Here is a 24,775-nt window from a genome sequence, read left to right on the forward strand (position 1 = left end):
GTAGGGTTGATGGTTTCTCCTACTTTACTGCTAAATTTCCGAGAAGTTTACGAGAATCACTCATTGTATATCCTGTCACTTGAAATCCTTTACGTCTTAAAATACGGATAGCGACGTTTTTCTCAAGTCTTGTTGAAGCCACGACATGAACCTTTTTATCAGGTATCTCATAACAATACCTTTCCAAATAAGCTACAGGAATATTTATCGATTTCTCGATTGCATCTTTGTATGATATATTGTAGTCTCTTACATCTATGATCTCAATATCCGTAAGATTAACATTCAACTCATCATCGCAGTGTATACCGACTACAGGAAAATACCTTATATAATTCCCATACTATAAATAGTATCAAAAGAAAACACAAAATCAATAGAGTAGCAACCCCCTTAACACAATAAATTAAGGAAACACTGTAGATACATTTTATACCCATGGCACTAGTAAGAAAGCACCCGCTCCACCGCCTTTATACCTATACAGGTATAAAATTTTACAAAAAAATTATCCTAAGTCGCCTTCCCATGCAAGCATGCCGCCTACCATGTTAATTACTTTAAATCCTTGGCCTTCAAGAAATTGTGATGCTCTTCCACTTCTACCACCAGAACGGCAAACCATCACATATTCTTTAGACTTATCAAGTTCATGCATACGGAATTCAATTAATCCTAGTGGGATATTCACAGCCCCAGGAATTTTTCCTGCCGCAACTTCATCCACTTCACGAACATCAATTATATTTAATGTTTTACCTTCGTTTAGTAATGTTTCAACTTCTTTTGCTGTTAGTTGTTTCATTTTATTTTCCTCCCATTTATTAAAAATCTGTTATAGAGATCCTTATCTCCAGGAGCTTACGCCACCTTTAACATTTGTTATATGCTTAAAACCTAATTTCTTTAATTGCTTGCTAGCTTTTTGACTTCTCATACCACTTTGGCAAATCACAACTACTTCTTTGTTCTTTGAAATTTCATTCGCTTTTTGTGCAAGCTGATGAAGTGGCATGTTTTTAAATCCCTTTATATGATAGCCTTTGAACTCACCAGGAGTACGAACATCGATAAATTGCTTGTTTTTGTCCTTTAATTCATTTTTCAATTCAACTGTGGTAATGTTTTTAATTCCTTTTGTAGGAACAAAGCGTTGTACGATAAAAATAACAATGAGTGCAAATACGATGTAATTGATATATTCCATGTTCTTATTCCTCCTGTTTTGAATGGGATTATCATATATTATACCCTTATGGGTATATTGTCAACAAATAAATGAATAACGTTACATACATAAAAAATTTTTTGTTAAGTACACAATGAAAAGCAGTTAAAGTCCCTTTTTAGATGTAACTGCAATTAATCAAATAACAAGAATGGAACTGGCACGGCTACCTAGACATAAAACATATGATAAGTAGATGGTTAATAAAAGGAGGACAAACATGTATTTAAATCAATTTGGTCCACATGATTATGATTATTATCGTATGCCAAATGACACTCAGCTTGTAAATGATATTCAAAAAGCGATTAATGGAGAGTATAGTGCTATTGCTTGTTATAAGAAATTAGCCAAGATGGCACCATCAAACGATGAAAGGGACAGAATTTTGGAGATACGAAAGGATGAAGTACGTCATCTCGAAGAATTTAGTAGAATTTATACAAATTTAACAGGAAAAAATCCATCTTATCAACTCATTGAGAAATGTCCTAATAACTTTAACGCTGGAATAGAGTTTGCCTTTAAAGATGAACAAGAAACTGTTGATTCTTATTTAGAGATATCAGATAAAGCGCAGGATCCAAGTATTAAAGAAAGGTTTCGACGTGCAGCTGCAGACGAACAAAATCATGCTGTATGGTTTTTGTCTTTTTTTAATCATCCTAAGGGAACACACATCAATCGGCAAATTAACAATTACGGGGCTAAAGGAGCATTAAGTGTCTCCCAATTAACTTTACCCCAAATGCTGACATATGCCCTTCAAGATGAATACCTAGCTCAAGCAAGATACGATGATATACTAGGAAATTTCGGATATACAAGGACATTTACTCAAATCAAAGAAGCTGAAAAGAGACATATAAATGCTTTATTACCACTTTTTGAACGATATCATGTACCGTTACCTGAAGATATATCACAGTCATTCGTTACAACTCCGGAAAGTATTAAAGCAGCATATGCTGCTGGTGTTCAGGGGGAAATAGACAATATTTCTATGTATGATCGGTTTCTATCACTTACAATTCCTATTGATGTTCGAACCGTCTTTTCCCAACTTCGTAATGCCTCATTGAATCATCTTGCAGCATTTGAAAAAGGTCTTGCACGAGATAAATAATGCTATTCTGATAAATTTTTGAAAATAAAGAAGAGGATTTTCCCCTTCTTTATCTCCAAAACCTTCGCCTTTTGTGATTACAATCTTGAACTGGCCCGCTGGACCTACTTGCTTACCTCGATCCCTTCGGCCACTCTCAGCTCGGCTCCATCGACGACATTTTCAACCATCCTTAGGTCCTTACCGGCATCAATCCTGATGCCGTTGGCGGTCTGACGAATTACGTTATACTCGATCCTGATGCCTGCGGGGACTCCTTTACCCCGTCCGTCAGCACCGCGGTCCTCACTGAGCCTGATGGCCCAGAACCCGTCAGTTCCTCCAGTGATGTGATTACCGCTCAGCTTCGTGCCCGGCGCATTTCGAATTTCAATACCAACCTTGGAATCCTTGCCGGCGGTAATCTTGTTGTCCTCGATGAGGGTGTCAGGAGTTCCCAGGATTACGAGGACTCCTTGACGATTTCCAAACAGGTTGTTGGTGTGCACCCAGTTTCCACGCCCCGATGCGTCGTGTTTGTTCTTGGACCCTCCGGAATTACCTAGCGCGATACCCGCTCGTTTTCCCCCGATGACCGTGTTATTCCTAATCTCGTTCAGGTATTCACCCTCGCCGTGCAGGTCGATGGCGTCGAGATGGCTACCGATAATGGTGTTCTCCGTCACAAGATTGTTGTGTGTAGCGAACTGCAACAGAATGGCATGCCGCAAATGCCTGCCATCGATGGTATTGCCGATTACGACGTTATGCCGGGAATCGTTTGCTGCATTAGGGTCGTGTTGGTCAACTGAGCCCTCGATAGCGATGCCGTAACCCTGCCCGCCGGGTCCGACGGCAGTTGCCTCACTTATGTGGTTTCCAGATAGGGTCACTTCACGGCTGGCCTTGACGGAGATCCCGTGGCGCTCGAACCTGCGTATGCCTAGGTTCTCCACAAGGATCCGGGAGCTTCCCTTCCCTTCATGGGCTCCAAGGTAAATCCCGTACATCGGTCCACCACCCGCGTCGCCGTCGTTGGGGTCGTTGCCTAGTGGACCTTCATGACGGGAGCTGATGGTGAAGTCAGCAATGATGACATCGTAAACTCCAGAGCCGCGGATCACACGACTGTCATCCTTACCGTCGAGCGAGGTCAGCAACACGGTGCGCTCCTGGCCATCACCGCGTAGGTCCACACCGCTGCGCAACACGATGTTCGCCGTCTTGTCATCCGGGTCGGTGGAGCGCAGGTCGTACGTGCCGGCCGGCAGCACGACCTCGTCACCAGGTTCGGCTGCGTTCAGGGCCTTCCTGATGGCTGCTGCGTCGTCTTGTGAGTCCGGAGCCGGATCTGCCCCGAAGTCCGTGACGTCTAGGGTTCTGCCCGTGGCTGGACCCGGCGTCGGCACCTCAATCGGCGCGCCTGAGCGATCCACCAAGCCTGGGAGCTGCCAGTCGCCTTGCTCAGACGTGGCTGGTTCTATGGCGTCATCTCTCTCGACTTGCCTGTTGGATTCCTCGAAGGTGCATGCAGTCAAAAGGACCACAAGACCAAGGGCCACCCACCACGGATGTGCCGGACTTCGCCGGTTGTTTTGAACAGATTCCTTCATCAGACTTCTCACTTCCTTTCAGCACTCTTTACTTCCCTCTCGTCGCACATGGAGGCGACGAGATAAGCAGTGAGCCCGCTTGCCACGGCTTGATTCGCCGAGCCTGCGGGCTCACTACCTTATAGCTGACGCCCCCTATCGGGTCATCAGCCACCCCCATAGCCAGAGGACTATTGACGGGAGTTGTTTCCATTGTTCCCATTTTCCGTTGTTTCCGTTGTCTCCTTTGTTTTCTTTGTTTCCGTTGTCTCCCTTGTTTCCTTTGTTTTCGTAGTTTCCTTTGTTTCCTTTGTTTTCGTGGTTTCCTTTGTTTTCGTGGTTCCCTTTGTTTCCTTTGTTTTCGAAGTTCCCTTTGTTTCCTTCGTTTTCGAAGTTCCCTTTGTTTCCTTTGTTTTCGAAGTTCCCTTTGTTTCCTTTGTTTTCGTGGTTCCCTTTGTTTCCTTTGTTTTCGTGGTTCCCTTTGTTTCCGTGGATTCCGTTGTTTTCGTGGATTCCGTTGTTTCCGTTATTTCCGTTATTCCAGTCGTTTCCGTGGTTTTCGTTCTCCTTGCCCTTACTGTCATCCTTGCTGAGTTTGAAGTTCAAAGGAATGTCCTTTTCCAACGGAGTGTCTGCCGATGAACCACCGACATGTACGCGGTATTTTCCATCAGCGGTAGCCCACTCGCCGTCAGCCCAGTTCGCCAAGTTGTCCGGTTCTTCCGGAATGAAATAGGAGAATGGGTGGTTGGAGTCGGCATGGTTTATTCGTACAGTCACACGTTGACTTTCACCTGGCTTAAGATCAACCTTCTCGAAGTTGACAAGACGTTTCGTTGGTTGACCTGCCTCGTCCGGAAGTGTCAGATAGACTTGTGCCGCTTCTTTACCGGCAACGTCGCCTGTATTCGTTACAGTGAAGGACACGTCAATACCGGACAACAAACCGTTGTTGCCTTTGCCTTCACCACTGACGTTTTTGACTTTAAGATCGCCATACTCGAAAGTCGTGTAAGACAAGCCATACCCGAATGGGAAGAGTGGCTTCACGTCGTTGGCTTCATACCAACGGTAGCCCATCTCAAGTCCTTCAGTATACTTTGCGATCAACTGGTCAGAACCATCACCGTACGGACCAGGCCCACCTACTTTCCCAGTATCTTGACGCGTTCCAGGGTATTGCTCTTCTGTCGCAAAGGCAGCTTCATGCTCAGTCGCACCGAACGTCATAGGCAACTTACCGGAAGGATTAACTTTACCGTAAAGCAAGTTTGCAACGGCATTACCGTCTTCCATACCTGGGAACCAAGCCGCAAGTACTGCAGGTACCTTATTTAACCACGGCATGAGCACCGTACCGGAAGTCTTTAGGACTACAACAGTGTTCTCTGCGTTGGCTTCCATAACCGCATCAATCATCGGCTCTTGCTCCACCCAGTCCTCTTTATCTGGGTTCTTGTTAAGATCGATGGCCGGGAGGCCAAGGGTATCGCGGTCCGCAGTCTCATGTGGGTTGTCGCCAACCATGAGTAGTACGACATCAGACTCAGCGGCTAGCTTAGCAGCAGCCTTCGGGTCACGACCATCATTGTATGTTACTTCAGTGTCATAGCCTAGTTCCTCGATTACGTTCTCTAGTCCTTCTTTTGGTGTAACCGTGTAAGGGGCATTAACGTTATCGTTGTTGTCGCGTACAGAACGCGGTGACATTTTAGCCTCACCAGCAAACCACTCGACGCCGATTAGCGCGATTGTCTTCGGCTCACCGTTCAGTGGTAGGAAGCTGTTATCGTTCTTCAACAGTACGGACCCTTCCTCAGCCATCTTACGTGCGCTAGCGCCATTGATCATTGGATCAACGATCTCAGGTAAAAACTTATCGTAAGCCTCATCCATGTGACCGTACTCGATCATCTTGATATATCGCGGACGAAGAAGATTGTCGATATCATCCACTGTTACTTCACCAGAATCAAGTGCAGCTTGGATTTTCTCTTCAGTATAGTACTGTGGTGCCCAGTCGAGCTCGACATTTGTGCCCGCCTTAATAGCAGAAACAGTGTCATGAATAGCGCGACGGTCACTCATTACATAACCATCAAAGCCCCATTTATCGCGTAGTGCATCTTGGAGCAACTCAGAACTATCACAGGCATATGTGCCGTTGACATCCGGGAATGAGCACATCACTGATGCCGGATCAGCATCCTTAACAGTCATCTCAAATGGTAGCATGTACAATTCATTCATTGCCTGTGATGGAACCTGAACTCCCATCGTCCAACGCTCGGTCTCCTGCTCGTTACCAGCCAGGTGTTTGAGTTGGGCCTGAACACCTTGGTCCTGGATGCCCTTGACCTGCTCAGTTGCCAGGGTACCCGTTAGGTACGGATCCTCACTGAAATACTCATAGTTCCGACCATTGTACGGGTGACGCACAAGGTTCATCCCAGGTCCGAGTAGTACGTGATGCGCGAAGGCACGAGTCTCTTCGCCAAGGATTCGACCAGCCTCATAGTTCAACTCGCGATTAAAGGTCGCTGCCATAGCTAGGGTAGATGGCAGGCCAGTCGCTAGCGGGTCATTACCACATGATCCGCCCTTTACGCCCGTACCACCGTTAGTCATACGGATTGTGGGGATACCTAGCTCTTCAATCCCACGGATCTGACGGCCAGTATCCTGCCACTCACATCCAGGCAGGGTACCTTGGGGCGCGAATTCACCATTCATATACTTGCTAGTACCACCTCTTTTGATAACGACCGTCTCACCTTTGTCGTTCTCATTGAAGCGCGAAATAGCGATTTGCTGAATCTTCTGTTCCATTGTCATCGCATCGAGAAGCAACTCGGTGCGCTCCTCAGCAGAGAGCATTGTGTTCATCCAAGGTTTGGTCCCCTCCGTTCCACCGTTCTCCGCATTAGCAGGAATTACAAAAGAAGACATGTAAATCATTGCTGTTAAAAAAATTAAAGTAGTGCGTTTTATCATCTGATTTCTCCCTTACTTTCTATATTGTCTATTATTTTTTGATAGTTTATTCTATCGTCTAAATCTTCCCCCTTCGCTGATATACTAGTATGTTAGTATAGAGAAAAACTATTACGTCAGTATGTATGTTTAATTACAAAACAGCCACAAAAACTACGATATTAGTAATGCTCCTATAGTCCCGAATGCGATTACAAACACTGTAACAATCAACGATTTGGGAAATAACAAAAATTCAACCAAACACAGTGTTAATTGTTGGAAATTCACCAAAATAAGGTGAAAGAATGAACTTCTCTTTATTAAATAAGCTTTGTCAATATAGTAATTGGAAATATTTAGTTGACTTTGTGTAGGATCAAAGTAAAAATTAAGTAAATAAAATAAAGACTGAATCCGTATTGGATCCAGCCTTTAGAATACTCATTATGCAGTTCCTTACTCTACTGTATTAAAAAATCCAAAAAAGATGAGAGGTATCAGTATGAATGACAAAAAAGATGTCTTAGATAATGGTCCTTTTTTTCACGGTACTAAAGCGGAACTAAAAATTGGAGATTCATTAGAACCACAACACTTATCAAATTACCAAAATAAAAAATCTAACTATATTTATTTTACTGCAACATTAGATGCTGCTAAATGGGGTGCTGAATTAGCAACATCTAAATCAAAAGAAAGAATTTATATTGTAGAACCATTAGGTGATTTTGAAAATGATCCGAACTTAACAGACAAAAGATTTCCGGGAAACCCAACACGTTCTTATAGGTCTAAATCTCCTTTGAGAATAGTAGCTGAATTGGGTTCATGGGAAAGACATTCCGATGAAGAGATAAATCATATGCTTACATCTTTAAAAACGTTACGTGAACAGGGAAAGGGTGTAATCTACGATTAATCATAATATCTATAAGGTATTGATTTAAGAAACCAAAAATCAATTTGCTTTTGCACTTTGTTTTTGGTTTCAACTTTTGCAAATGTTTAACTCCTAAAAAAGTAAAGTGTTTTGGAGAAAAGTGTGAAAAAAGTGATTGATCCCCACTGGGTAAGGGATAGAAGGTATATCTATAAAAATAAAAAGACTGAATCCGTATTGGATCCATGTAAAGGGGAAAAAAAGTTGGAAACTTAAATAGTTGATTTTATTGAAATAAAGACATATCATTTATTATTAATTTAAAAATAAAGTTGGAAACCATCTTAAAACAACTGTATTTTGGGGAACAAAAAAAGTTAGAAACCTTTCCTGGCATTAAATCATTCTTCATAGAAGCCACACACATACAAGAGAATACTCATTAATTATACCCACATGTATTCGGCTATCAAAAACTGCCGTTTATGGCTGTATGTTTTATGATTTGAAAAAGAACCTAAATTTACAAGAGGTGCATAAAATCTTGCATGTTTTAGGCTCTTTAATTTTATTCCTTATTGTGTTAAAGCACCCGTTAGCACAATTTTAAATTAATTCCGGATGGTCATCTTATGTTGTATTACAGAAATTTTATATTATTTATTCACACTTAAATTTCCTATTATTCTATTATATGAGGCATACAAAAAAAGCAGGACCAGTGATTTTTCAACCGCCATTCCGATTTACTCAACTTATTTAAAATCGAGATGCTCTAATTCTCCGTTATTTAATTCATAATCACTGTAACTAAGTTTCACTATTTTTCTCATTTCATTGTACTCTATGATTATAGTTTTTACGATTTCCGTTATTAGATTAAATTCCGCATCATTGAAGGCTTTCAAAATATCTTTATCCTCAAGTTTTCTAGTTCCTTCATAATTACTCCACGCATATCTATAAGCTATTGCTAATTTTAATAACCTTGGAGAAGCATACTCACTGTATTTAATAATGTAGTCACATATCTCTTTCTTATTGAATGAAGTCATTTCATCTTCTATGGGATTTATTTTTTCCGATATTTTTGAACCTGTAAAAACATCTATTTGTTGTTTAACCTGTTCGTGTTTGATTTCGATAAAAGGATATTCTTCAAAACTCAAATTCTGAATTTCATGCTTCTTATAAAAAAACCTAACGTATTCCGACTGTATAACTATTCCATAAATTTTAGCGTAAAGTATGCTATACCGATTAAAAGTATAGTCATTTGTAAATACTAAATCATTCGAGAAAATCTCCATCTCCTTCTGAAACAGGATTTTTACCTCTTCTGTTCTTCTAGTAATCTCCTGTATATCTTCCTTGGTAGCTAAATTTTTTCCCTTTTGATCCATATAAGCTGGCAGATACTTTTTAATAAAAAGTCCTAAAATAAATATACATACTATATTTATTATCCCTAGTGTCCACTCCAACTTCTCTCCACTCCCTTTAAAAAACACGAATATATACTTTTGATATTTATTTAATCCATCGAAGCTAATTGCAGTATACCCCATTCATTAACCCTTACTATATCCAGTGGTTCTACTTCTTCTCCTAAAAAACAATCTATGCTTCAGGTAAAATCATAATTCGCCTATATAAGACCTTTACTTAATTTTTCCTTACCCTTCTCTGTTGTTTGCCAAAATTGGACAAATTCATCCCTTGTTTCTTCAACTTAATAGGAAATTTCATAAGGTTGGTTGTTCATTTTTATTTTAAATATAATCATATATGTATTATTCAACAGAAACAGCATTTTACCTTCAAGTGCTTATTCTTATTCAGAACTCTTATCATTTTTCTTTTGACTTTCACTCTCCCTTTCAGACCCCATTTTTTCAATTAATTCATAATTTTAATATAACCCCTTTGATAAATGTGGTGGCACCAGGTGGTAAGCCTTGTGGCAGTCACTTGGTAAAAAAGATGGCAGAAGTGGTACATTCTTATGGCCGTAAACAATTACCTTATTTCATTAACGGGTGCTTTAACGGAATAAGAACGGGAACGTCCAAATCAGACGTTCCCATATTTTTTGCCTAAAAAAACAACAATACTATTTAACAAAGCCAATTATTTAAAAACAAATAAACGAAAATCAAATTAGGCAAATTTCACTTAACAAAAAAACCACCAGAAAGGTGGTTTTTTTGAAGGAACTCTATTAAACAATAACTTTGCAAAATGTTTCTTTCTTGACTTAAATAGATATACCATGAAGTAATAGTTTTTTCTGGCTGTTATTTAAAATAGAATTGTTAATTATTTGTGGGTATTTCCTTAATGTATCATTTGCTTTTACCCTTAACTCATTTTTTCTTTCTATTTGAACAAAACTAAAAGAACTATAGTTGATTTTCCCATTTTCACAAAATAGCTCAATAAAACGATCTGAATTATTTCCGGAATGTAAAATGCTATCAACAAGTACTCGTCCAGAACATTCAAAGCCATTTTCATTTTCAAAATTTTTGATTGTGTTAATAGGACTATCTGAACTTAAGGTGGTTAGAAGAGCAAAATAAGAAGAGTCATTCAATAATTCAATCACGACATTCTTCATTAATACACCTCCTAAAATACAGTATAGTACTTATCAAGTAATACAAGATTACTAATTATTAACTCCCGTGCTTCTTCCATGGTTTTTAGAACCCTTGTAGTTCCACTCTTATCCCAGTGGTTCAAGGTATTTCTATGATTTCGGTAAAAGTTATAAAGTTCATTAATATAAAATGTTTGTTGAGTAGTAAAGTGTTTTTGATGCCCAACTTGAAGTTGACGGTCATCAGGTAATCCTGGGACAGGTTCGAAACAACTAAAACCATGTGAATCATCATCTTCTTTTATTATACCCACACTAATCAATATTTCATACAAATAATATTCAATAGCTCTAAGAGAAGGAGCTGCTAAATCAGTATAATCTGGTCTAACTCCCTTTAACATTGTATTAAAAACGGCTTGATTTAGTGTATTTATTAGTTTCTGATCATTCGTCTTAATTTTATTAAAATTAGGTAGGTAATGATGAAACTTAAGGGTAATCTCCTCCTGAGGAATATTGATTTCATGATAATCATTTAGGAGTTCAATAACCTCTCCATTATTCGGGAGAAGTTCTACCACAAGTCTCATTAATTCTTCTAGTAAACTAGATTGCTTGCCTTGTATCGTAGTCGTCCCATTTTTATAACAGGTAACTACTATCTTGTCGCTAGATAATGACAAAATAAAGTTTGTACTTTTATTTGTTTTTCCAGCTTCAAAAGTATTTATATCTTGATTACTGCTAGAAAGAATTTCAAATATAGTTGTAAACTCCTCTATTTCAATTCCTGTAATTGTTACACATCCATTTGAATTATTCTTTATACCCTTTTTTAATAAAGATTTTTTTGCTAACTCATCAGCTTTTTCATTATATACTATCCCCGAATGAGCTTTAACTTTATGAAATTCAAGATCTATACATCTTTTCATATCATTAATAAAAATAACATAATCCTTCGCAATTGTAGAGTTAGCTTTCCAATCACCTACTGCCCATTTCTCAATGCCTTCATAATCATAAAATAGAGCAATTTTTTTATACCCGTAACCAACTGCATGTGTTATAGCATTTTGAACACCTTCAATTTCTCCAGCTACATTCCGAGTATCTATGTAATCCTTATTATTATCGGATCCTATTATTTCTTCTTTAATCCCTTCCTTATCAACTAATACAACACCATAACCATAAACCTTCGATTCGGTATCATAGCTACCGTCTACAAAAGCTACTATAGTTGTATCATCAAGTTGATTAATAAATTCATTTATTTCTAAATTAGTATTTCCTTTCAGCTTATCAATTTTAGACGAGACATCTAGTAGAAAATGTTCTGCTTCTACCAATGTGGAAAAACCTTTATATGTTGCCCCAGTAAATCCTTCTACTTGCTTTTTACATTCATCCCATGTTTCATAAATTCCAGTATCTCTACCAACTTTAACAGCGTAATATTTCTTTTTTGCCAACCCGATTCCCCCACAGTACATCCTATTATATATAGAATGAATATATTCAATAATAAAGATGGTGATTGTCTATTTATTAACAGCAACAAAAAACATAATCATATTAGTACAATATTTATAGCTTTCCATGACTCTTGCTGTTTCTTTTTATCAAAGGAAGGAATGGCATCGAACTGTACTTTCATCCCCTCTTTTACTTCACCCTTGATATTAGACTTATTACAAAAAAATGTATCTTCAGAGGTCTTAATAAAGCAGAAGGGTTTATCTTCTTTTACTTTTATAAGGCTTCCCACTAATGCTGTTCTAGTTTTCCTTTTCAAACTTCCTTTTTTTATTTGTTTAATGTGTATACCCTCGGCATTCCAATATTCACGACATTTAAGTGTGACTTCTTTAAATGTCATCGCGTTTGTAATATTCAATAAAATTCCGGTTTCCTTTATCAGTTGTTCTATATCATCTTTTACGACCCATTCCCTTTTTTCACGTATTTGTTTAAATAGGAGCAGATGAAAATATGATTCTTCCATTCTATTTAATTCTTTGCATAAAAGAGCAATATCATATATTAATGTAACAATACTTTCAAGTTTATGAGAAAGTGTAGCAGCATGATACATTTTCTTTAGGGCTATTTCTTCATCACCCTTATACTTTAATACTCTAGCTAATTGATGAACAATCCACCAATCAACATTCCTATGTTTGTTAAGGTCTGATAAGATTTTTATAGCCTCATCAAAATTACCCATTTGTTCATATGCATGGGCTTCAAGACATTTAAAGAATTTTTTAACTTGGTTTGCTTCATTTACAATAAATCTTACCATATCTATTGCTTCTTGATATTTTTTTTGATGAATCAAGCATCTCACTTTATGGTGATGCCAAATTAAGTAGTTACTCCAAGGTGTTGAACCTTGGACAAGAGAAATTGGTTTTCTATCCAGGGTCTCAGGATCAATTCTATCAACCCAACTAGAGGCAATTTCCCATTTTTTATACTGTTTGGCCTTTTTTAAAACAAAAAGAACAGTAGTAGTTTTTGGTAAATCATCTGGATTTAAATCCATTATTTTATTTGCTACTTGCAAAACACTTCCTAAGGAAGAAGATTCACTTTCATTTTTCAAGTTACTAATATACGTCCATATCAGTTCGTTTCGAAACCAATCAAATTCCATGTAATCTTTTTTATATTCTTTTACTAATGAAAGAGCAACTTCGTGCATATTTAACTTCCTCAAACAATGTAAATATCCTGCCGCTATATATTTATCTCTAGAAGTGTTTTTCCATAAATCTTGATAAACATCCAATGCCTCTCTTAATTTACCCTCTTTTCTCAACATGTTCGCCTTTTGTTGTTGAACATTACTCATGGTTTATCACCTTTGTATTTTAATTTATCCTTAATAAATTAATTCTTATTAATAGAAAGTAAACTAATTATGCTTATATATCCTAATACAATGTTACCATAATACTAACTAATTTTGACAAAAAATTCCCATAAATATCTATTTACCCAATCACGATAATACAAATGTAATAGAAAATTATCGCAAGCATATTTTCTTCCAATTTTGACTTCTGATTACCACCATAAGAATGTAACCACTTCTGTCATATTTTTCACCAGCAATCGCCAGTAGATTTACCACTTATCGTAATATATTTGACAAGAGGTAACGTCATGAAATCGCTTTAACAAAGTTAAGAATAATGAAATAAAACAGCCAAATCCCGTACTTTTAGAGAGATATTAGACTTATAATCTCCACAACTAGCCCAAATGCTGAAGAAAAATATATGTTTCAATTTATTTTTTATCTAATTTTTCCACTTCTGTTGATACTATATCAACAATTCTATCCGTACTTTCTATTGTTAATGATAGGTTATCCTTTATATTTTTAAAAGTTTCATTCGCCTTCCTTGAATCAGCTTTATATGAATATAAAAACCGGTGTTGTGCATAACCCTGTTTTACATCATGATAGCAAGCTAATATTTCATGATAGGAAAGGTATAAGTGTTCAATTGCTCTTTCTAATCTACTTTCTTTTGTTACACTATTTAGTAGTATTTTTATTGATTCAAATTGTAGAGAATCTGCAATCTTTTCTAACCATTCCCAATGGTCATTCCTTGAGTTGTTACTTTGATTGAAAGCTTCTAGCATGTTCCTTAATACACTTCCATTATAGCTTAGTTCATCAAGACTTCTTTGAACCAATGTAGTGATGTATTTTTCCTCACTTTTCTTTTGCTGCTTCATCTGCCAATCAAAGGACTTTTTAGCAATAAGGTAACCACCAATAATACCAACAAGTGGACTTATGTAAATAAATATTTTCTCAATTATGTATATATAGTTATTCCAATGAGCATTCAAAATTAATATATAAAAGGGATTAATCCCCAATTTACTCACCCTCCGTTTATCTAAAGTTTAAAAAATAAGAAAATGTGTTTTGAAACTTTTGTCTATTTTTATTATTAATGTAATTTGGTAAATCTGATATGTGTGAACCTACAGTAGCAGATATGCCAGATAGTACCGCAATAAGGATAGGACTTAGTGATTGGTGAAAACCTATTGCAGTCGTGGACATAGCCCCCACTGCAGTTCCAGATACTTTTAAGAAATGAATAAGATTATCTCTAAAGCTGTTTGTGTACTCGATTATATAGGGTTCAACTTCTTTCGCTATGTATATTTCAACTTCATTAATGAAGTCGTGATTAAATTCATTTTCTGCTAGAAAGTTAGCTGACTCAATTAATTTTCTTCTTAACTTATATAATTTTTCAAAATTATTATTACGAGCATAAACCAATTCCCTTACTGGTATTTCATTTAGAATCGTATCTGGTATAATAGTTTCCGAAATTTTATAAAGTAAATATTGAACGTTTTGTATATGATTATTAGTTAGTTGTTGAAACGTTTCTATTACTTGTTGTTCATGATTGTTTTTAGCAACTTGATATTTCTCGATAAATATATTTGAAATATCATAATCAATAAATGATGGTGTTAAATCTAGGACACCTGCAACCATTAAAGATCGATTAAGTTTACCTAAGATTGAAAAAGCTTGTATTTCGTGGGCGTATCTTATACTCTCTTCATTGGTATATATATTAGGCACTTCAGGTATATCAGGATATATTTTTATACCGTTTGGTTGTATAAACATACCACGTACAGCGGCGCTATGGATTGAATAATCATCTGAGTTTTCCATTAACTTTTTAGTCATTTGCATGAGATTAGGATTACCAGTATCAAATTCATATGCCAAACGAAGTGAAAGCCAATGATTCTCATAAAATCTTCGAGCCTTTAAATTAATAATATTTAAAATTCCTTTTTTGTAGGCATAGTCGAACTGATTTATTAAAAGTTCTTCACTTTGTAAATACTTACTACCATTATATAGCGGAGCGTAATTAGCCATTGATATTTCCATATTGCCAAAATCTAGAGAAGCTACATCACTAGGAATTAGGAAATTGTTTTCTTGAGGATGCAGGATTGAAACCTTATCAAACAATAAAATGAGCCTCTTTAGAATCAATTCATTTAAGGGTTTATGAGTTATTACTAGTGTATTTAGTCCATCTTTTGCCATACTTATCCTCTTTTTCATTAGTTTTCAATTATTCTTAATAAAAAGAAAATATAATTATCTATATAATATCATGTTAGATATGTCATGGATAATTAATCTTATCCTTATCTCTTAATAATTTTTTTAATCCCCAACATATGGACCTGTGACCGCCATTTAGGACGATAAAATTTTTGCTTGGTATGTTGAAACACTTTTTTTCAGTTAGAAACGCGTGTTTTTCGTAGAGGTGGGTATGATTGATTAGTGTTTTTGATAAAATCATTTCCGTAGGGAAATCGATAATCAAAAATACTGTTAATTGGAGTATATTTTATGAATATAACTAGTACCTAAAAATACACAATAATGCAGTAAACATTGCATATTTTTGGATCTTTAATTATATTTTTTGTTGTGTTTAAGCACCTTTTGGGGAAATAGTATAAACTATAGTAATGTGTTATCGTTAATAAATTTCAAATAACTTAAGTTACGGATGAATAATTATAATGCTCAAAATACTTAATAAATCAACGAATCATATAAAAGTGAAACAGCCCATAAACCCGTAGGATTCTACGGGTTCAATATTATATTCTTTTGAGGGCTGCTGACCATTTTTAGCTAATCGTTTTCGTCGCATTCTCTTTAACCTGATTGATTATATGAACAAGTTTCTTCTGTTTGCCTGGATCAAATAATTTGATAAAGCTCTGCGGCTTATCGAAAGGTGGTTTGGTAAGTTCAGCAGCATTTTCAAAATAACCGTTATGCTCTATATAATCAATGACTTTGTTTACGAAAGCAATTTGATTTGCATTAAGACTCTCCTCATTTATGAATGAGGAGAAAGCTTTTAATGCTGCCTCTCTTTCCATCTTTGCAATTCTCCGGACAAGTAAACCAAACGGCGTGTCTTTAAAATTATGTTCGTAGTCTTCCTTTGTCCCAAGTTCGCCAGTGAAAATTTTTTCTAGTGTTTTATAATCAGACTCATTGAGAGGGATATTGTTTCGTAATTTATGAATTGCTAAATTGTTCTTGTTTTCCTCTATATACTTATTGACCTTAAGCTTATAGTCCTCAAAATCATAAGATAATTCAAATTCTTTTCCTATTGTACGCTCTAATTCAACATCATCAAGATTTGTATAAACAAACTTAGGTGCATCTTCTACTGCAAATTTCATCAAATCACGAAGCTCTTTCCTAATTCTTTCAAAATTCAGGATATCTGCTCCATCCCAAAACTCATCTTCTGTAACCTCTTTTAAGATAGGGATCTTCGCTTTAACCGCTGGAATCGTTGCTTTCTTTAAAAGGATTGAGGCTTTTGAAATTGTAGCGTTTTTGAATCTTGTTAACATCTTCGTTCCCTCTATTTGAGACAACATCAACCCATAGATTAAGTTATCAAATTCAACCGCCTTTTCATCATTGTCATGCATTGAAACTAGGTCAGCAATATTTCCGATTAAATCGGATTTATCTTGTTCAGTAAGGCAAATAAAAGCTTCTTTCGAATTAAATTTAACAACATGTTTTCTTTTCATTTTTACATCGATTCTATCAACAGAAAGCCTAACAATTTGCTGAAAAACTTCATCAATCATTGAATTCCTTAGCTTTTGAAAGTCTTCTTCCACAAAAGCTGAGTCCTGCATATGGAAAATTAGCTTTATTCTCTTAGCAAAAATATTCGCTTGTGTAGACATGCTTGCACTTGCTTCAATTCCATTCTTTTTCTCTCTGAAATACTCAAAATTCCCAAGATAGTCAAATATATAAAAGTATTCCTTATCCTTTCCCTTTCCAAAAAGATCAGGGCGTATTCTTGTCCCTCTACCAATCATTTGCCAGAATTTAATTTTTGAACGTACACGTTTAAAGAATACAAGGTTTACTATTTCCCTAACATCGATTCCCGTGTCTAGCATATCAACGGATACTGCTATATGCGGTTCTTTGGTTGGATCTTTAAATTGTAAAATTAAATCCTGGGCATAATCATCATCGCTAACAATACGTTTACAAAATCCACCTTTATACTCTGGGTAAAGCTCATTAAAACGGTCCACAATAAACTGAGCGTGTCTCTTGTTAGTAGCAAAAATGATCGTTTTTCCTAAGCGTGTGCCACTCGCATTTTTCAAGCCATTCGTCATAAGATCATTGATTACATGGTCAACCGTATTCTGGTTAAAGATAAATTTATTAATTTCAGGTGCAGGAATTTCGTCTGGCATCGTACCATCTTCATCCGTAAAGTCTTCTTCATATCTTTCTCTTTCTTCCTTTGAAAGATCCTGATAGGTAATCCCTTCAGATAAAAACTTTGTAGTTACCTCAATATTATGGAACGGAACCAATACATGATCCTTATACACTGCCGTGTCATAATCATAAGCAAAAGTTGGCACATTCTTTTGGACTTGAAAAAAGTCATAAGTGCTACTATGGACGTCTTCCCTTGGTGTTGCCGTTAAACCAACCACATATGCATCAAAATAATCAAATATAGCTTTATATTTCTTGAAAATACTTCTATGACTCTCATCAACGATGATAAGGTCAAAATGTGCAGGAGTAAATAAGCGACTACCATCAGGATTTCTAGCACTGTCTATAGAATTCAGCATCGTTGGATAGGTCGAGAATACTACCCGTGCATTTTTATCATCTTTATTGGATATAAGATTACATAAGGACATATCCGGGAGATAAATTTTAAAGTCGCTCTTTGCTTGAGATACTAATGCCGTTCTATCAGCTAGAAACAATATATTCGTAATATAACCGCCTCTTGAAAGAACATCTGATAAACTAGCAGCCGTTCTTGTCTTTCCCGTCCCAGTCGCCATAACTAAAAGAGACCTCATATGTCCTTTTTCAATATTCTCAGCAACAGCTCTTATCGCTTGTTTTTGATAATATCTGTCAGTTATCTTATCATCTATTTTGACCTCACTTAAATTTTTTCTCGAAAACCTCCGGTTATAAATTTTATGTAAATCATCTCTTGAAAATGCACTACTAACCGCTCTTTGTGGACTAGTCTTATCATCCCATATAAAGTAATCATATCCGTTCGTATTAAAGATGATTGGCCGATGACCTGTCATTTGTTCAATGCAGTTAGCGTATAACCATGCTTGGTGAGTACCCTGTTTTGGATCCTTGATTGTTCTTTTCGCCTCAATTAATGCAATAGGAGTACCATCCTTCCCCCAAAGTACATAATCAACAAAGCCCTGACCAGAACCTAATTCCTTTGGCATTCCAACAACTGGCATTTCTACTTCTACACAATCTTTTTTTGACGTTTGAGAAAAACTCCAACCTAGTGTTTTTAAGTCTACATCGATATACCTTTTTCGTGTTGCAAATTCTGAGAGATCTTTGCTTGTGAATTTTCTTTCTGCTTTATTCTCATCCTTATTTGCAGTGTATTCCTCGCTCTTTTTCTCGAGTTCTGCCACAAGTCTTGCAATTTCCTTATCTTTTTCATTGATTAGTTTATCCGTTTTCTTTTTAAAGTTCTTAAGTTCATTGGATAATTGAGTCTCTATTTTCTTAGCTAATTCCGCATTGGCATCAGTTCTAGGTATAAGCTTCTCATCAAACTTTCTATCTTCATAATCAGATCCATAGCAATAATCAATCCATTGGATAAATTCAAATAAAATTGAAAGTGATAGAATAGCATCATTATGAGAAATTGATTTTTCCGTATGTACAGCCATGTTTCCAACCTTAACAATATACTGAAGTTTCCCCCAGGTAGTCGGATCTACGGCATAACGAAATGATTCCTCGTGCACTAGAGCCTGCAGGTTGTCTTTATATGGCATTTTCATGGTAGTATCTGCAGAATAAACCCATTTAACAGCTAACTCGAACGCCTTTCTACTTCCAACTGCAGACATGGCAGGAGAAGTTATTAATACATTTTCGGCATCCAAACAAGCTTTGGAAAATAGCTTATATTCAGTGCTATCTTTTAAAAATTGAAAATTGGTTGCCACATAATCACCTGCTTTCGCTAATCGAAATATTTACTCATAAGACTATTGAAAAGATTTTGGCTTTCTATGATTGATTGTTTAACGATATCTTTTTGTTCTTCAATTTTTGATACTATTTCGGCGAATTTATCCTGTAGTTCTGGCGGTGGTAATGGTAAAATGGCATTTTTTATCAAATTAAATTCAATGTTATCAGCAGTTACAGATCTAACATTTTTCAAAAAATTCATTTGTGTCATTATAAAATAGTACAAAAGATATTCTGACTTAATAGTATTATTGACAACAAAGGCTTTCATATCTTGATTTACCGCAACAGGTACTTTATTTATTGCAACAGGTAATTTTCTCTTTAAAATTCCACTTCTAATTACCATTAGTATTGAATTCGAAGGTATTAATTTCGCTGAACTATTACTAATAGCGTCCTCATTTATATGGTCTATGCTGTCTGAGATAAAAATAGTTTTCATATCTTTTGGTGTAACCCACGGAATATCACCAACATAGTATTCAGGTTTACTTTTTGATGGTGTTCCTCCACCAAAAATATTTTCACAAACCTTTTCAACAGTGGTAATTTTCCACTTTTTATCATTTATAACAAGGTCTCCAAATAAATCATAAAAAGTGGCTTCAACTAAATTATCAAGTTCTTGTAGCTGTTTTTTATGAATTTCAATTATTTCTTGAGTTTTATCTAATGTATTTGCTATTTCCTTTTGTGCATCTTTTGGTGGCATTGGAACCTTTGTCTTACGAACTAGTTCACTATTTAGATTATTAACTACACCGCCGACTGCTGCTTTAATAAACTGTCTTTTAACAAATGGAGAACTTAAAGCATAATATAAAAATCTTTTTTCGAAAGAACTGTTACTATCTCGAATTAATAACCAACCGTCATGAATACAACCGTCAATATTTAGAATATAAGGTCTACCAAAACTCATTGAATTTGATAAAATAAAATCTCCTTTTTTAACAAAACGGGACTTCTTCATTCCTTCTGGCTTGATTTTTTCTTTTGTACTATTTATATACATAGAATTTGATTCGGCATCACCAATTTTAATCCAATTAATCCCATTTGGTTCATCAGTAATAAAACTAGAAATGGGTCTTGGGGAACCTCCTCTTTCGATAATACACACTTCCCCTAATTTCACATTTTCCCACTTACTCATTATCCAGTAGCCCCCTCAATTCCTCCATCTTGGAACCTAAATCGATTGCCAATTCATCAAGGCGAGCCATTATAACTTCTGGCTTATCATATTCTACTTTTTCATATTCTATTTCTTTGTATCGATTTATCGACAAATCATATCCATTGTTCTCAATCTCTTCTTTATCAACTAGGAAGCTTTGTTCAGTTTTCTTCCTTGCCATTTCATTTTCGAGATTATGAAACCTGTTAATAATATCAGGGATATCACCTTCATTCCCCAACTTATTTCTCTTATCATCTAGTGAATAGCCATCTGACTTCATATCATAAAACCATACTTTATCTGTTCCACCTGCATTTGTCTTTGCAAACACAAGAATAGCTGTAGAAACACCTGCATATGGTTTGAATACTCCACTAGGCATAGAAATAACTGCTTGAAGGTTTTGGTTATCAACTAATTCCTCTCTTAGTGCTTTATGAGCTTTTGTAGTACCAAATAGTACTCCATCTGGAACAATGCATGCACATCTTCCACCTAAATTCAGCATTCTAATAAACAATGCAACAAAGAGTAACTCTGTCTTTTTCGTATTGCTAATTGCTTTTAAATTATCATGTATACTTTCAGCGTCTATAGTCCCTGTGAATGGTGGATTTGCTAAAATAACATCGTATGTATCTGTTACATCGTTTTCCTTTGATACACTATCAGAATAATTGATTTGTGGGTTTGAGATAGAATGTAGCATAAGATTCATTGCAGATAAACGAAGCATTGTACGGTCCGTATCAAATCCACTAAAAGCCTCACCTTCAAACTTCTCCCACTGTTCTGTTGTCATTTCACTTTCATATTTATTTCTAATATATTCAGCAGCAGAAACTAGAAAGCCAGCTGTTCCACATGCTGGATCGCAAACTTTGTCATCAGGTGTAGGTTGAAGTAACTTAACCATCATATCTCGTATGTGCTTCGGTGTTCTGAACTGACCATTTTGACCCGCTACAGACAGTTTGCCGAGCATATACTCGTATAAATCTCCCTGCATATCGAGATCTTTAATGTCATGTTCGTATAATTCATCTAACCCAGTTATTATTTTCTGTAACACTTGTGGTGTTGGAATAAGGAACATGGCATCTTCCATATATCGTGAAAATGCTGATGCTTTATTGCTATTTATGGATTTGATAAAAGGGAACACCCTTTGACCAATTATTTCATAAATTTCCCTTGCATCCTTATCCTTGAATTTTGACCAACGCATTGCTTGACCTTCTTCGGTCTGTGGAAAAATCTTGTTTTTCTCTTCCACACCAATTGCTTCAAGGCTTTCATATTCAATTTCTTTTTCATCTAAAGAGCGGATAAACATCAAATAAGTCAGTTGTTCAATAACGGTGAGAGGTTGTGTAATTCCCCCTGCCCATATATCCGTCCAAATTTTATCAATTTTATGTTTTATTTCTCCAGTAATCATCTTGGTTCACCTAATGCTTTCTGTTATAATAATAAAATTTCTTAGTCTCTACTAATAGAACTTATTTACCAATATAATACCATATTAATAGGCAAAACACTTTTACTATACTTAATTAAATTTCACCTATATCTAATTATCCATTGACTAGACAATATAATAAACATCCAATTTCTTTCAATAAGTGTCTATTTTTCAAAATAGCAATGAATAGAAAACACTCTTTTAACCTTTTATCAATAATTTCTTTTCAATCTCATTTCTCACTTTTTGACTCAAATCTTTATGTATTGGTCTATGACTTTCAACAGTCTTAAATGTGATATTTTTGCAGCCTTTTCTCTTAAGCTGACATATAACCATCGGAATTTTTTTATTAAGAAAAGTGGATCAATTATCTGCTACAGAGTTTCCACATGTGTATTTGGCACTTTAAAAATGATGTTAATGGCAGTATCTCTTATGAATATAAGAAAGCCTAAAATACGCAGGTAATGCATAAAACACTGCATATTTTAGGCTATTTTATTTTATTCCTTATTGTGTTAAAGCTACCCTTTAGTTGAATAAGGTTAAGTGATTATTTCTATAGAGGTTTGAATATCTTTATTTCTTATGCAAAATTTGCTCCAAACCAAGCAAAGAAAATAATTACACCCGCATTAACTAAGGTGAGAATTAATGCTATGCTCGGTAATAGTTTTTTCTCATTCTTTGTAAAGAACGTTACAATAGCCAAAATAAGAGATATTATAGTCCCAAATAATATAAAGACTAACATAAATCCTGTTGCACCCTCATTTGTCACTTGTGCAATTGGGTCAAGTAAGAACCAAGTTAGCGTAACTAATACACTCAGAGTTAAAAGAACATAGCTTTTCCATGAAATAATTTTAGTATTCAATTATATCGCCTCCTATTTTAGATGTTCCAAAGAACCACTATTAAATGTTTCCGTTTGATTACCAATGGGGTTCTGGAAGTAACTTCTTTCGGGCTTATCTAATAATAACGTCGTATAGGAATGGGATGCCTACATCCAGGATAAGAAAAGCGATGGCGACAAAAAGGATGGTTCCAACTATTGGTAGTATCCATTTTCTTTTCTTGACTTGGAACCAGTAATTGATTGCCCACATTACCGTTAGGAGAGTAAGCGTAACCAATGCAACCATGCCAGAGGTCATGTTTTGGTTTGGACTAATATTAAAGACAGAGAAAAATGCGAGTAATCCGATAGCTCCCAATAGGATTAAATTGACAACATGCACGACAATATTATAAATAGTATCATTGTTTTTCATTAAATTTCCACCCCATTTATAACTTCTTTCTAACCTATACTTTAATACGTGCGAAACTAATCAAAGTTCCATTTTCCATTATTTCTCCATTTTTATTTAAGCGAAGTCCATTTTCTTATTGAACTAAACTGCCTCTTTAGTTCAATAAGTTCAACAAAAAAGACGTATATCCCTTCCTGGATAAAGTCCAAAACAAATAACAGTTACTTAGAAAACAGACCACTATTACTTATGATTGTATTAGAATTTAACAAGGTTGCTTCAGCTATGCCTACTTTATTCAGTTCCATAAATGATTGTACGATTTGGTAACCAACTGCATACCCAGCAAATGGAGATAGACCAACAGGTTGAAACCCTTGTTCTTTAGCAATGTCGTCTCCGAACATGTAACTACTTACTTCAGAAAATCCTTTTACATTTAATGCTTCTTTGATTATTTCTGTAGAATATTTCAGATCCTCGTCATCAAATGAGGTAACCCATGGGCCTAAGAGTTCTTCTCCATATAATTCTTTAGCAAATGATTCTGCAAGCCCTTCTATCACTAAATAGTCGCCTACAGTGACATTCCCATGATCCCAGTCAAAATAAGAAAAACGAATATTGTGATGGAATTCATGTGCGATGACAGTTGGTATCCTTGGAATGTTATATTCATCAGGAAATATAGAAACTTGAATGAATCCAGGAATTCCCCCAAATCCACAATACCCCTTTTGGAGCTTGAGTCTGTCAGGATCAGCTATATACAAACCAAATTTCAATTCGTCAGCATTAATTCTCATTTCGTTACTTTGAAGAAAGTGAACGCATTTTTCTAATGTGTCAGTGGCTATTTGGATTGCTTTAATATCCTTTAGTTTGTTTAATGCCATGTTGCCCTTTACAGTTTCTGTAACGTCAAGATATCCAAGCATACTTGTTGCCATTAATACATCATAACCATTTGGTTCCTTTGCTTCTATAGGGACATTTATTGTTCTCCACATTTTTTCAAAGGGCTTCATCATTGAGTATCTAAAGAAATTTGCATGCCCCTCTTCCAATCGGAATAGTTCTTCATATTGTTTAATTGTATCTTCAATTACTACTTTCATTCTCCCACCACTTTCTATTAAACTTTAACCTTCACGATAAAGTATTACGCTACGTCAAAGTCAATAGGAATGTGAAGTTTTTCTTCTTAAACTAAACTGCCCCTATAGTTTAATAACTTCAACAAAAAAGTGCCTTAATCTTTCTTGGATTAACGCACCCTTTTCTTTAACGCGTTTTACATTCAGCAATCACTTCAAATAAAG

General features: G+C 35.8%; 19 protein-coding genes. 2 read left to right on the top strand and 17 right to left on the bottom strand.

What is annotated here, in order from left to right; translation table 11 throughout:
• Positions 1-19: 19 nt before the first annotated feature.
• From ABC371_RS04340 to ABC371_RS04350, 3 genes are all read right to left on the bottom strand, one after another.
• Entirely contained in the window at positions 20-289 is a 270-nt protein-coding gene (locus ABC371_RS04340) for a rhodanese-like domain-containing protein (protein WP_412895723.1), read from the bottom strand.
• A 219-nt stretch (positions 290-508) separates the two neighbouring features.
• Positions 509-805, bottom strand: a complete 297-nt coding sequence (locus ABC371_RS04345; RefSeq protein ID WP_412895724.1) for a rhodanese-like domain-containing protein — start codon at positions 803-805, stop codon at positions 509-511.
• Positions 806-847: 42 nt separating this feature from the next.
• The gene (locus ABC371_RS04350; protein ID WP_412895725.1) at positions 848-1,207 is read right to left on the bottom strand and encodes a rhodanese-like domain-containing protein; all 360 of its coding nucleotides are present in this window, start codon (positions 1,205-1,207) and stop codon (positions 848-850) included.
• A gap of 241 nt (positions 1,208-1,448) precedes the next feature.
• Here ABC371_RS04350 and ABC371_RS04355 point away from each other — a divergent pair, with 241 nt between their 5' ends.
• Positions 1,449-2,354, top strand: coding sequence for a ferritin family protein (locus tag ABC371_RS04355; protein WP_412895726.1), 906 nt, complete (start codon positions 1,449-1,451; stop codon positions 2,352-2,354).
• Between the two features lie 104 nt (positions 2,355-2,458).
• Here ABC371_RS04355 and ABC371_RS04360 read toward each other — a convergent pair whose 3' ends face one another.
• Positions 2,459-3,946 carry a right-handed parallel beta-helix repeat-containing protein gene (locus ABC371_RS04360; RefSeq protein WP_412895727.1) on the bottom strand — a complete coding sequence of 496 codons (1,488 nt, stop codon included), beginning with the start codon at positions 3,944-3,946 and terminating at the stop codon, positions 2,459-2,461.
• Positions 3,947-4,081: 135 nt separating this feature from the next.
• On the bottom strand, positions 4,082-6,919 hold the full coding sequence (locus ABC371_RS04365) for a beta-glucosidase family protein (RefSeq protein WP_412895728.1): 2,838 nt from the start codon (positions 6,917-6,919) through the stop codon (positions 4,082-4,084).
• Positions 6,920-7,403: 484 nt separating this feature from the next.
• Between ABC371_RS04365 and arr the strand changes: the two genes are divergently transcribed.
• Complete coding sequence (arr, locus tag ABC371_RS04370) at positions 7,404-7,820, top strand: NAD(+)--rifampin ADP-ribosyltransferase (protein WP_412895729.1); 417 nt, start codon at positions 7,404-7,406, stop codon at positions 7,818-7,820.
• Between the two features lie 716 nt (positions 7,821-8,536).
• On the opposite strand, the gene ABC371_RS04375 is transcribed toward arr, so the two are convergent.
• From ABC371_RS04375 to ABC371_RS04430, 12 genes are all read right to left on the bottom strand, one after another.
• Positions 8,537-9,349, bottom strand: coding sequence for a hypothetical protein (locus ABC371_RS04375; RefSeq protein WP_412895730.1), 813 nt, complete (start codon positions 9,347-9,349; stop codon positions 8,537-8,539).
• 689 nt (positions 9,350-10,038) lie between these two features.
• On the bottom strand, positions 10,039-10,401 hold the full coding sequence (locus ABC371_RS04380) for a type II toxin-antitoxin system RnlB family antitoxin (RefSeq protein WP_412895731.1): 363 nt from the start codon (positions 10,399-10,401) through the stop codon (positions 10,039-10,041).
• A gap of 11 nt (positions 10,402-10,412) precedes the next feature.
• Positions 10,413-11,861: a ribonuclease H1 domain-containing protein gene (locus tag ABC371_RS04385; protein WP_412895732.1), complete on the bottom strand. Its 1,449-nt coding sequence runs from the start codon at positions 11,859-11,861 to the stop codon at positions 10,413-10,415.
• Positions 11,862-11,959: 98 nt separating this feature from the next.
• The gene (locus tag ABC371_RS04390) at positions 11,960-13,246 is read right to left on the bottom strand and encodes a tetratricopeptide repeat protein (RefSeq protein ID WP_412895733.1); all 1,287 of its coding nucleotides are present in this window, start codon (positions 13,244-13,246) and stop codon (positions 11,960-11,962) included.
• A 440-nt stretch (positions 13,247-13,686) separates the two neighbouring features.
• The gene (locus tag ABC371_RS04395) at positions 13,687-14,292 is read right to left on the bottom strand and encodes a hypothetical protein (protein ID WP_412895734.1); all 606 of its coding nucleotides are present in this window, start codon (positions 14,290-14,292) and stop codon (positions 13,687-13,689) included.
• A 16-nt stretch (positions 14,293-14,308) separates the two neighbouring features.
• Positions 14,309-15,505 carry a hypothetical protein gene (locus ABC371_RS04400; RefSeq protein WP_412895735.1) on the bottom strand — a complete coding sequence of 399 codons (1,197 nt, stop codon included), beginning with the start codon at positions 15,503-15,505 and terminating at the stop codon, positions 14,309-14,311.
• 602 nt (positions 15,506-16,107) lie between these two features.
• Complete coding sequence (locus tag ABC371_RS04405; protein ID WP_412895736.1) at positions 16,108-19,512, bottom strand: DEAD/DEAH box helicase family protein; 3,405 nt, start codon at positions 19,510-19,512, stop codon at positions 16,108-16,110.
• Positions 19,513-19,529: 17 nt separating this feature from the next.
• Positions 19,530-20,699 carry a restriction endonuclease subunit S gene (locus tag ABC371_RS04410; protein WP_412895737.1) on the bottom strand — a complete coding sequence of 390 codons (1,170 nt, stop codon included), beginning with the start codon at positions 20,697-20,699 and terminating at the stop codon, positions 19,530-19,532.
• A complete protein-coding gene (locus ABC371_RS04415) occupies positions 20,692-22,167 on the bottom strand; it encodes a type I restriction-modification system subunit M (protein ID WP_412895738.1) in 1,476 nt (491 codons plus the stop codon). The genes ABC371_RS04410 and ABC371_RS04415 overlap by 8 nt, the downstream gene beginning before the upstream one ends.
• A gap of 613 nt (positions 22,168-22,780) precedes the next feature.
• Entirely contained in the window at positions 22,781-23,071 is a 291-nt protein-coding gene (locus ABC371_RS04420) for a hypothetical protein (protein WP_412895739.1), read from the bottom strand.
• 94 nt (positions 23,072-23,165) lie between these two features.
• The gene (locus ABC371_RS04425; RefSeq protein ID WP_412895740.1) at positions 23,166-23,471 is read right to left on the bottom strand and encodes a hypothetical protein; all 306 of its coding nucleotides are present in this window, start codon (positions 23,469-23,471) and stop codon (positions 23,166-23,168) included.
• 203 nt (positions 23,472-23,674) lie between these two features.
• Complete coding sequence (locus ABC371_RS04430; protein WP_412895741.1) at positions 23,675-24,571, bottom strand: DUF2268 domain-containing putative Zn-dependent protease; 897 nt, start codon at positions 24,569-24,571, stop codon at positions 23,675-23,677.
• Positions 24,572-24,775 lie beyond the last annotated feature (204 nt).

Origin of the sequence: Bacillus jepli (assembly GCF_047238305.1) — a bacterium.
Lineage (GTDB): Bacteria > Bacillota > Bacilli > Bacillales > Bacillaceae_L > Ferdinandcohnia.

What these genes read in the sequence shown, in the direction of transcription:
- ABC371_RS04430 (WP_412895741.1), bottom strand. Translation starts at nt 24,571, where the DNA reads ATGAAAGTAGTAATTGAAGATACAATTAAACAATATGAAGAACTATTC.
- ABC371_RS04360 (WP_412895727.1), bottom strand. Translation starts at nt 3,946, where the DNA reads ATGAAGGAATCTGTTCAAAACAACCGGCGAAGTCCGGCACATCCGTGG.
- ABC371_RS04350 (WP_412895725.1), bottom strand. Translation starts at nt 1,207, where the DNA reads ATGGAATATATCAATTACATCGTATTTGCACTCATTGTTATTTTTATC.
- ABC371_RS04380 (WP_412895731.1), bottom strand. Translation starts at nt 10,401, where the DNA reads ATGAAGAATGTCGTGATTGAATTATTGAATGACTCTTCTTATTTTGCT.
- ABC371_RS04400 (WP_412895735.1), bottom strand. Translation starts at nt 15,505, where the DNA reads ATGGCAAAAGATGGACTAAATACACTAGTAATAACTCATAAACCCTTA.
- ABC371_RS04375 (WP_412895730.1), bottom strand. Translation starts at nt 9,349, where the DNA reads ATGGGGTATACTGCAATTAGCTTCGATGGATTAAATAAATATCAAAAG.
- ABC371_RS04365 (WP_412895728.1), bottom strand. Translation starts at nt 6,919, where the DNA reads ATGATAAAACGCACTACTTTAATTTTTTTAACAGCAATGATTTACATG.
- ABC371_RS04410 (WP_412895737.1), bottom strand. Translation starts at nt 20,699, where the DNA reads ATGAGTAAGTGGGAAAATGTGAAATTAGGGGAAGTGTGTATTATCGAA.
- ABC371_RS04425 (WP_412895740.1), bottom strand. Translation starts at nt 23,471, where the DNA reads ATGAAAAACAATGATACTATTTATAATATTGTCGTGCATGTTGTCAAT.
- ABC371_RS04345 (WP_412895724.1), bottom strand. Translation starts at nt 805, where the DNA reads ATGAAACAACTAACAGCAAAAGAAGTTGAAACATTACTAAACGAAGGT.
- arr (WP_412895729.1), top strand. Translation starts at nt 7,404, where the DNA reads ATGAATGACAAAAAAGATGTCTTAGATAATGGTCCTTTTTTTCACGGT.
- ABC371_RS04355 (WP_412895726.1), top strand. Translation starts at nt 1,449, where the DNA reads ATGTATTTAAATCAATTTGGTCCACATGATTATGATTATTATCGTATG.
- ABC371_RS04390 (WP_412895733.1), bottom strand. Translation starts at nt 13,246, where the DNA reads ATGAGTAATGTTCAACAACAAAAGGCGAACATGTTGAGAAAAGAGGGT.
- ABC371_RS04415 (WP_412895738.1), bottom strand. Translation starts at nt 22,167, where the DNA reads ATGATTACTGGAGAAATAAAACATAAAATTGATAAAATTTGGACGGAT.